This window comes from Mesobacillus sp. (assembly GCF_047739415.1).
In the GTDB taxonomy this organism is placed as follows: Bacteria; Bacillota; Bacilli; order Bacillales; family Cytobacillaceae; genus Mesobacillus.
Genome location: NZ_JBIQOE010000058.1, coordinates 18,423 through 27,621 on the forward strand (window position 1 = coordinate 18,423; position 9,199 = coordinate 27,621).

Below are 9,199 nucleotides of genomic sequence, written 5' to 3' on the forward strand. Positions count from 1 at the left end.
AATACTGTTTTTTTTAGAGGAATACTTGCTAGTGTAATCAGGGCTTAACGTGAAAAAATAAAGAGCTACGAGCTAATCTCTTCAAACTCTTTAATTTTCTCGAGCCTTTCTACAAGCACCATGCACTTTCTGTCGCCAATTTCATAGATATACATTTTATGGCCATTTTCCTTAAGGAGCTTCTTGAATTGGATCTCGCCCGATAAGTCATACCCGTTGGCTAAATCCGAAATCTTTTTATGTATTTGCTCCCTGCTTGGTTCATTAGTAGATGCTATTTTAATAGGTATCGGAATCCCCTTTATTTTAAAGGTAACCAGGACGACGCTATCCAATTGAATCAACTCCTTTCAAAAACAATTCGACAAACACGAATAATTTCCTTCTATTTACATGTTTTTTTGCCATAATTGTCTTTTGGTAATATTTAATACCAAAAAAGGAGCGAGGCTTAAACCTCCCTCCTGCCCATTATTCTTCTTCATTGATCAATTCATCAAATGCTGAAGACACCTTTTCAAATTCGTCATCAGATTCAATTGCTGCAAAATCTCCATCTTCGTCTACTTTCAAGAAAAAGATATCAATATCTTCGTCCGTTTCTGTCTGAAGATCTTCGACAAAGCTGACTGCTGCATAGTCAGCCCCTTCAATCGTCAACGTACCGATCACCTCTACCTCTTGCTCCACATCATTCTCGTCACTAATTGTGAATACTTCGCCAACTTCAAGTTTATCCATCGATAGTCCCTCCTGTCTGTTTTACACAGCATAGTATCTCAAAACTATGCAGTCTACATTCTGTTTAAGACTAAGTTAAAAAGAAATATTTAGCCAGTATAAAGCCTATTTACCAGATAAAAAAGATGCTATTTTGTCTTTAGTATCTTGAAAAACCTGCCGTCCCAGATGCTTTAGTTCTGCCATATTAGTAAAATCATCAAAAGGGACTTCTTCTGATAGCTCTGTATTCAGTCTGAGATAATGATCGCCTAGCAAAAGCCGACAGTGATAAGAAACTGATTCAGAGGATAAATCCATAGCCAGATCCAATAGTTTTGGCGTAACCTTTAAAGTTGGAAAATGGAAAGGCAGCCATTGCCGGATGCCCCAGTACTTTTCCTCACCTATGGAAAAATCGATATTCTGTTGGCCAGTTCCAATTGATAGTATATGGATGTCGGCTAAGTCGGTTTTAAAGTGGTGCAGGGCTTCCGTCACACAAACCAACGATGGATTATTAGCCCATAGTCCTCCATCGATAGATAAATATTGATTGTTTACATTATTGGGTGGAAAGTAGATTGGCGCTGAACAAGACGATAGTACAGCATCCCACAACTTTATAGATAACTCATCCTCGGAAGAGTAACCAAAGTCTGTTCGATGAACATAAGGTTTTCCATGTGTTATATCAACAGCGGGTATCAACAAAGGCTTTTCGATATCACCAAGAGTAATTTCCCTGAAGGCCTGTTTTAACAGCCGACGTAAATACCTGTCACTATAAACACTTTTGAAAAGACCAATCTTGGCTTTTCGCACAAAAATCTTTTCACCATAAGTCTCGTACCTGCCCATCACCTCATCCATCGATGTGTTCAAAGCAGCTGAAGCAGCAATGATTGATCCTGTACTTGTGCCTGAGATCACATCAAAGAGTTCACCCACAGGCTTTCCAAACTCTTCCTCTATCGCTTGCAGGATAGCAATCGGGAAAATGCCTCTTATACCGCCACCATCGATGCATAACATTTTCATGAGATTCCCCCGATTCGTCCTTAATGCTATCATTCTTCCCATTCTGCCAGGACAATATAATCAAACCATAAAAGCCAAAAGAAGAGCTGCCCTTGAGAAGGCAGCTCTTCCGAAATAATCTTATTATGATACTTTATCTTTATCCTTTTCATGATTGAAGGAATATTCTTCTTCCCAGTATTCAGCATTTTTGATGCCGAGTTTTTTGGAATTGAAGACTGGATCAAGTCCTTGCTTTTTCTGTTCCTCATAATCCTTCAAGGCAATTAATGCTGGTTTCGCGAGCAGGACAATGGCAATCAGGTTGAGCCATACCATCAATCCCAGGCCAGCATCGCCAAGAGCCCATGCGAGTGACGCTTCTTTTACCGCTCCATAGAAGACAGCACCGAGGATTACAACCTTGAGAATGAGCATTGGAACTTTGCCGTCTCTGCCTCTTAGAAGATAAGCAATATTCGTTTCAGCCATATAATAGTAAGCCATGATTGTTGTGAAAGCGAAGAAGAATAGTGCTACAGCAACGAATTCTGCACCGAACCCAGGAAGAACCGCATCTACTGCAGCCTGTGTATATCCTGGACCTGCTTCCACTCCCTTAAGGTTTTCGACAATGAATGCCCCGTCAGCACCAACCGTATTGAACATCCCTGTGAATAGGATCATGAAAGCTGTTGCGGAACAAACGAATAATGTATCGATGTATACAGAGAATGCCTGGACCAAACCTTGTTTAGCCGGGTGTGATACCTCTGCAGCAGCTGCTGCGTGTGGGCCAGTACCCTGACCAGCTTCATTGGAATAAATACCGCGTTTAACACCCCATGCAATCGCGCTGCCAAGAATACCGCCAAACATTGAGTCAGCACCGAAAGCACTTTTGAAAATCAAGGAGAAAACAGCAGGAACTTCTGAGATATTCATTCCGATAATGACTAGGGCGACAAGGATGTATCCAACAGCCATAAATGGAACTGTATATTGCGCGACAGTCGCGATCCTTTTTACACCTCCGAAAATAATCAGTCCTAGAAGAACGATTACAACTAGACCTGTCACTGATTTGCTTACGCCAAACGCGTTCTCTAAACCAAGCGCGATCGAGTTAGATTGAATGCCTGGCATCAATATTGACATTGCCAGAAGAGCTGCTATGGCAAACACAATAGCAAACCATTTGATTCCAAGACCTTTTTCGATGTAGTATGCAGGACCGCCTCGATATAGACCGTCTTGCTTAACTTTGTAGATCTGGGCTAATGTTGATTCTACGAAGGCACTTCCTGCCCCGATAAACGCAATAGTCCACATCCAGAAAACCGCACCAGGACCACCCATTGCGATAGCCGTGGCAGTACCTGCGATATTACCTGTTCCGACCCGGCCTGATAAAGCGATAGATAAGGCCTGAAAAGATGAAACACCAGCATCGGAACTTCTTCCTGTGAACATAAGTTTAACCATGTCTTTCAGGAGTCTAACTTGCAGAAAACGTGTCAGGATTGAGAAAAGCAAGCCGATTCCAAGAATGATGTAAATGACCGGATTGCTCCACAAAATCCCATTTAGCCAAGAAACAAAAGCTTCCAAATGAATCCCCCTTTACAAATTTGATTTCTTTCTATTTTGAATTATAAGATAATTCAGCCCGAAGGACAATCAAAATGTGATATTTAACAGGAAACAATTTATATATCTGTATAAAAACAGAGGTTCGAGTATTCAATTTGCTGGTTTCCTGCAAACCTGTACATAGCTTTTGCGGGGGCGGTTCGGCTAGGATTCCCTTTCTCATTCAAATCTTTATGCTTATTGTTCGGACAGGTCTTCGCTGCTGATCTCTAAAGTTGTCCGAAGTTGCCCTATGTTTGGACAGGTTTCCGCTGGTGAACTCTAAAGCTGTCCGAAGTAGCTCCATGTTTGGACAGGTTTCCGCTGCTGTACTCTAAAGCTGTCTGAAGTAGCTCCATGTTCGGACAGGTTTTCGTTGCTGATCAGTCAAGCTGTCCGAAGTAGCCCCATGTTTGGACATGTTTCCGCTGGTGAACTCTAAAGCTGTCCGAAGTAGCCCCATGTTTGGACAGGTTTTCGCTGGTGCTCTCTAAAGCTGTCCGAAATAGCTTCATTTTCGGACAGCTTTCCCAGTTGATCTCTATACCGGTTAGAAGTTGCATCATGTTTGACATCTATTCGCTGATTTCCAGCAAGCCTGTCAAAAGATGGCCATAAACGAAAAAAGCGAGAGACAACTGTCTCCCGCATTGTTACTTATCAGGAATTAATGTCCGCTCTCTCTCGTAAAATCGGAAGTGTACAGCAGCGGAATGAACCTCCAGATTTTATGATTTCTGTTATATCCACTTCAATTACTTCGAACCCTTTGCTTCTTAGCTGTTCATTTACTCCCTTATTCACAGGCAAGCTCAGAATTCTCTTATTTCCAATGCCTAGCACATTCGTTCCAAGTGTAAATTGTTCCTCCTCGCTCACATCAATTAAATCATATCTCGAACTGAACAGTTTAATATCTTCCTCTGTCAAAGCAGGTCGATAGATTAATGCAACTTCCGGGGAAACGACATTGAAAACACAGTCAAGGTGCAAATACTCTGCTTTAAAGGGAATGGCTCTAACTTTAAAGTTCGGGAGCAATCCTTGTAAATGATCTGCAGCTTGTTGGTTTGTCCGGTTACTTAAGCCCACATAAATAGTGTCTTGATCGATAACTACGTCCCCGCCCTCGACCTGATCACCAATTAAATTATAATAGGATATTCCCTCATCCTCGAGCCACTGTTTCAGGACATTCTCCTCGCCCTTTCGTACTTCGCTGGCCATATCCGCAACAAATATCGTTTGGCCGAGTGTAAACCCAATATCCCTTGTAAATACTTGCTCAGGGTATTTCTTATGGTATGGGAGAAGGATTACCTCCACCCCGTAACTTTTTAAAGTGTTCACGAATTCATTGTGCTGTTCCAAGGCAACTTCTATATGTATGCCTTCATCCTTGAAATGTTTCTGTGTTTCATTTATTACTTCACGAATTGTCATATACTGTGGGCTACAAAGAATGACTTTCTTAAGTGCGTCATATTCATTTATGACATACCCTCTATTTTCGGGCTGCTGATTCTGTTCCATCCTCATTCCTCCTTATATACAAATCATTTTAGGTTTTCCGGATTTTACTTTAATCATAACTTCACTTTAAAAAATCCTGTCAGATATCCTGACGAACCTGCTGACTTTATTACTGGAACTCTTTACGCTAATGAAAAATATAAAATCGTTTCACGAAATGAGGAGAGGAATTTGGAAAAACAGAATACTTCTGATTTGGCACAATTGATTATCATGATTGATCTTTTTCGGGATGAATTGTATGAAGAACTTTTGAAAAGACATGGTAAGCACGCTTTAGAAATATTGCGTGCTGCCCAAAATGAAACTTTTTAAGGAGGGATTCTTCGTGTCCGTACATTTACGTACAGCTGTTGAAAAACTAAAGGACCATTATATCCAGCATTTGATCAAATCGAAAATAACAAATGAAACCGAAGAAGAATTAAGGAAATTAACATTAACAGAACTTAAAAATTTAATTAATGGGTTTTAACGGCCTTAATTTTACAAATTAATAGCCATGTAAGGAAATATAACATATAATATTGAAAACGATAAAAGCGTGGTGTGTAAATTGGCGGCAGACCCATCCTCCTTTAAAGAAAAGAAAGTAATAACTATAGGTATTGTCAGTGAGCTGACCGGACTGTCTGAACGACAAATACGATATTATGAAGAAAGGAAATTAGTCTTTCCGGACCGAACTCCTGGAGGAAGCAGAAGATATTCATTCTCTGATGTCGAACTTTTAGTTGAGATTGCCAACAAAATCGAAGATGGTGTCCAGACTTATGAAATCCGGCAGGAAATGATTAAGGAAAAGAAACGACATAAAGACGAAGCACACAAGAAAATGATACAAGGACAATTGAACGCTCGTTTCGGCGTTCGAAAATACTAAACTGTAAAACCTTCAAAAATGGAGGTTTTTCTTTTTTTTACAAAAAACATGTGAGGTTTTCTAACACGAACGTAGATTGATTGAAAAATACATGCGAAAATACAAACTACATTCACAATTTGAAAGGGGACGAAAAAATGGATACGGTATTTTTAATGAATAGCCTATGGGTTATGATTTCCGCGGTTTTGGTTATTTTGATGATTGGAGGCTTCATCCTGCTTGAAACAGGATCAACACGAATGAAGAACGCCGGACACATTGCCGGAAAAACGATTTTGACTTTTGGGATCTCATCGATTGTTTTCTGGGCTGTAGGATATGGACTTATTTTTGGAGAAGGAAATTCGATATTGGGATTCTCAGACTTTTTTTATTCAGGTTATGAAATAGAAGGCTTAGGACTTTCAGGCTCTGTATTCTTCTTATTCCAGTTAGCATTCGCTGGTATATCATTGACAATTGCCTTTGGCGGATTTGCTGAGAGGGCAAAATTATCTGTATATCTTGTTTTTGCACTTTTATTCTCAGTTTTAGTTTATCCGTTCATTGCCCATTGGATTTGGGGCGGCGGCTGGCTTGCAGAACATGGAAAGCAGGATTTTGCTGGTTCAACGGTTGTTCACCTGACTGGAGCAATGGCGGCACTGGCAGCGACCATTCTTCTGAAGCCTCGTATTGGCAAATACAATAAAGATGGTTCAGCTAATAATATTGAAGGTCATAATCAGGTTTTCACAGCATTGAGCGTATTATTATTATGGGTTGGCTGGTTCGGGTTTAATGCAGGAAGCACCATTTCTGTTGATGGAGCATTCTTTGGGTTTGTTGCTCTCAACACGAATCTTGCGGCAGCTGCTGGTACTGTTGCAGCTATGCTCATCTCCTGGATTGTCGTTGGCAAAGCTGATGTACCAATGATGCTGAACGGAGCTCTCGCAGGTCTTGTGGCCATTACGGCATCCTGTGCTTTTGTTGATACTTGGGCAGCGGTTGTTATCGGATTGATCGCCGGCATCCTTGTTTTCTATAGTATCCGCTTCTTTGAAAGCAGAAAGATAGATGATCCTATCTTTGCGCTATCAGTACACGGTACGGCTGGTGTTTGGGGAACACTCTCAACAGGATTCTTTGCAACCCCAGAGTTAGCCACTGTTGGGAATCCAGGCTTGTTTTATGGCGGAGGTCTTGAACAGCTGGGAGTACAGGCGCTGGGAGTTGTTGCCTCAGGTGCCTTCGCATTCATCGTATCTTTCATTATCTTATCGATTATGAAGGTAACAATGAAAGGATTGAGGGTAACAGAAGAGGAAGAAATCATTGGTCTGGATATTAGTGAACATGGAAGCTATGGATATCCCGAATTGGTCAATAAGGAAACAACTGCTAACGGATCAATGGATGTCACCTCAACATCCAATGCCCCTTTAAGTTCACAGCAACCATCTGTCAATTAGATTATTGATGTTTAAGAGTATCGAACGGCGGCCCTATCATGGGTCAGCCGTCTTTTGGTTAAGCTTAATCGTAATCTTTGTTGCTTTCACAATCATTATTAATTAATTCCCTATTCGGATATCCCCTCGAAGAGAGAGCAGATTCCTAATGCTGATATTAGTATAAGTTCGAAAAGTAACAATCAATGCGAAAACACCCTTTGATTAATGGAGAAAGGAGGAAGTCCGATTTATGAACCTCAATGTTTATTCAAACATAAATGCAATAAGAGCCAAAGGCCTGTCTGAAGTTTCTTTTAGCAATGAACAATTAAACCATTTCCATGACTTGATCTATGATCAAGTCATCTCTGCTGCAGTAAGCACATTGTCAAGAGAATACGGGAATCCCCCTTCCCCATTCTCTTTCTTCGTCATGGGCAGTGCTGGACGCATGGAACAATCTATTTGGAGTGACCAGGATCACGGATTGGTTTTCACAGCAAACACAGATGAAGCACAGGGGTATTTTTTAGAGTTAGGCAAAGAGATTTCCAGAGGACTAGAGCTCGCTGGCTATAAAAAATGTCCCGGATCTGTTATGGCATGTAATCCTCTGTGGTGCAAATCAATGAAAGATTGGGAGAATCAACTTGGACTGTGGGTTGGTGCATCTACATGGGAGTCAATCCGCTATTTGCTTATATTCTCAGATGCCAGGTCTATCCATGGCGACTCTAGCCTTATAAGCAGCTTGAAAGAAAGAGCTTTTGATGAGGTTAAAAGAGAGCAAATGCTGTTAAGGATGCTCGACAACACAATGTATCTGAAAAAAGGGATCGGGGTACTCGGCCAGCTGCTTGTAGAAACTCATGGGGCTTTTTCTGGATCTATTAACCTAAAGGAGACAGCGTTTTTCCCCTTTGTTAATGCAGCAAGGCTGTTGGCAATTTACCAAGGGATAAAAGAAACTTCCACTATCTCTCGGATCAGTCTTGTATCTGACAGCGTGATGCTACATCAAGATAAAAGTTTGTACAGCAAGAATTTCTCAGCTCTGCTTGACTACCGCCTCATACATGGCAACCATAGGGATTATGATTCAGGCCACTACGTAAATACCAGTAAGCTCAATAAAGTTGACAAGAGATCATTGAAGGAGATTCTTAAAGTAGGTGGACAATTTTATGAACATGTCAGAAAGCTGCTTGAGAGGATGTGAGATTTATGGGAATGAATGATATGATTCGTTTCTTCCGGCAAATGACCGGCAGGCTTGGGTCGAACATCTATGCCGGAATGCCCTCTCACTCCAATCCACAGCAAATGTCATTTTTAAGGCAGCTGCAAAAAGAAATGAAGCAAGGAAACAGCCTTGACTGTCCGTTGGAAGAATTGCCGGTGATAGTTTTTGACCTAGAGACAACCGGCTTTTATCCTGAAAAAGGCGATAGGATCATCTCTATAGGAGCTGTCAAAGTAATTGGGTCCAGAATACTAGAACAGGAGGTGTTCTACTCTTTAATCAACCCTGAAGTACCAGTGCCGCCTGAGGTTCTTAGACTAACCTCTATTGATGAGGAAGAGCTCAGGAATGCCCCGAAAACTTCACAAGTTCTGGTGGGATTTTTTAATTTCGTAGGCAGCTCAGTTCTAGTAGCTCACCATGCAAAACATGAACAAGCCTTTATGAAGAAATTTACAAGCAGCCATTTGCGCTTGAATTTTGAACATAGAGTGATTGATACTTCATTTTTGATCAGATTATTTAAGCCCGTTGTCAATTCTTTGCCTTTAGAACAAATTTGCCTGGAGTGCGGGATTGAAGTGAAAAATAGGCATCATGCACTCGCAGATGCTATTATGGCAGCAAGGATTTGGGCTTTATATATTAAAAAAGCCCAGGAACAAGGCTACCAAAATTTGCGGGAGGTTTATGAATATCTATCCTTAATAAAATGAGCATGTTCCCCGC

At 41.0% G+C, this 9,199-nt stretch carries 11 protein-coding genes; 6 read left to right on the top strand and 5 right to left on the bottom strand.

What is annotated here, in order from left to right:
- Positions 1-65 precede the first annotated feature (65 nt).
- From ACH0QE_RS05665 to ACH0QE_RS05685, 5 genes are all read right to left on the bottom strand, one after another.
- A complete protein-coding gene (locus tag ACH0QE_RS05665) occupies positions 66-335 on the bottom strand; it encodes a hypothetical protein (protein WP_415799720.1) in 270 nt (89 codons plus the stop codon).
- 136 nt (positions 336-471) lie between these two features.
- Positions 472-741 carry a DUF1292 domain-containing protein gene (locus ACH0QE_RS05670; RefSeq protein ID WP_415799721.1) on the bottom strand — a complete coding sequence of 90 codons (270 nt, stop codon included), beginning with the start codon at positions 739-741 and terminating at the stop codon, positions 472-474.
- Positions 742-846: 105 nt separating this feature from the next.
- Entirely contained in the window at positions 847-1,761 is a 915-nt protein-coding gene (locus tag ACH0QE_RS05675; RefSeq protein WP_415799722.1) for a CBASS cGAMP-activated phospholipase, read from the bottom strand.
- A 123-nt stretch (positions 1,762-1,884) separates the two neighbouring features.
- The gene (locus tag ACH0QE_RS05680; RefSeq protein ID WP_415799723.1) at positions 1,885-3,351 is read right to left on the bottom strand and encodes an alanine/glycine:cation symporter family protein; all 1,467 of its coding nucleotides are present in this window, start codon (positions 3,349-3,351) and stop codon (positions 1,885-1,887) included.
- A gap of 681 nt (positions 3,352-4,032) precedes the next feature.
- Positions 4,033-4,905: a dimethylarginine dimethylaminohydrolase family protein gene (locus ACH0QE_RS05685; RefSeq protein WP_415799724.1), complete on the bottom strand. Its 873-nt coding sequence runs from the start codon at positions 4,903-4,905 to the stop codon at positions 4,033-4,035.
- A 171-nt stretch (positions 4,906-5,076) separates the two neighbouring features.
- On the opposite strand from ACH0QE_RS05685, the gene ACH0QE_RS05690 reads away from it, so the two are divergent.
- The 6 genes from ACH0QE_RS05690 to ACH0QE_RS05715 all read left to right on the top strand — a co-directional run bounded on the left by ACH0QE_RS05690 (position 5,077) and on the right by ACH0QE_RS05715 (position 9,186).
- Positions 5,077-5,220 (top strand): hypothetical protein, encoded by a 144-nt coding sequence (locus ACH0QE_RS05690; protein WP_415799725.1) that lies wholly within the window; start codon positions 5,077-5,079, stop codon positions 5,218-5,220.
- A 13-nt stretch (positions 5,221-5,233) separates the two neighbouring features.
- Positions 5,234-5,380, top strand: coding sequence for a Fur-regulated basic protein FbpA (gene fbpA / locus ACH0QE_RS05695; RefSeq protein ID WP_415799727.1), 147 nt, complete (start codon positions 5,234-5,236; stop codon positions 5,378-5,380).
- A gap of 81 nt (positions 5,381-5,461) precedes the next feature.
- A complete protein-coding gene (locus tag ACH0QE_RS05700; protein ID WP_023614256.1) occupies positions 5,462-5,788 on the top strand; it encodes a MerR family transcriptional regulator in 327 nt (108 codons plus the stop codon).
- A gap of 137 nt (positions 5,789-5,925) precedes the next feature.
- Positions 5,926-7,245 (top strand): ammonium transporter, encoded by a 1,320-nt coding sequence (locus ACH0QE_RS05705; protein WP_415799728.1) that lies wholly within the window; start codon positions 5,926-5,928, stop codon positions 7,243-7,245.
- Between the two features lie 232 nt (positions 7,246-7,477).
- On the top strand, positions 7,478-8,446 hold the full coding sequence (locus ACH0QE_RS05710) for a DUF294 nucleotidyltransferase-like domain-containing protein (RefSeq protein ID WP_415799729.1): 969 nt from the start codon (positions 7,478-7,480) through the stop codon (positions 8,444-8,446).
- Positions 8,447-8,451: 5 nt separating this feature from the next.
- Complete coding sequence (locus tag ACH0QE_RS05715) at positions 8,452-9,186, top strand: exonuclease domain-containing protein (RefSeq protein ID WP_415799730.1); 735 nt, start codon at positions 8,452-8,454, stop codon at positions 9,184-9,186.
- Positions 9,187-9,199 lie beyond the last annotated feature (13 nt).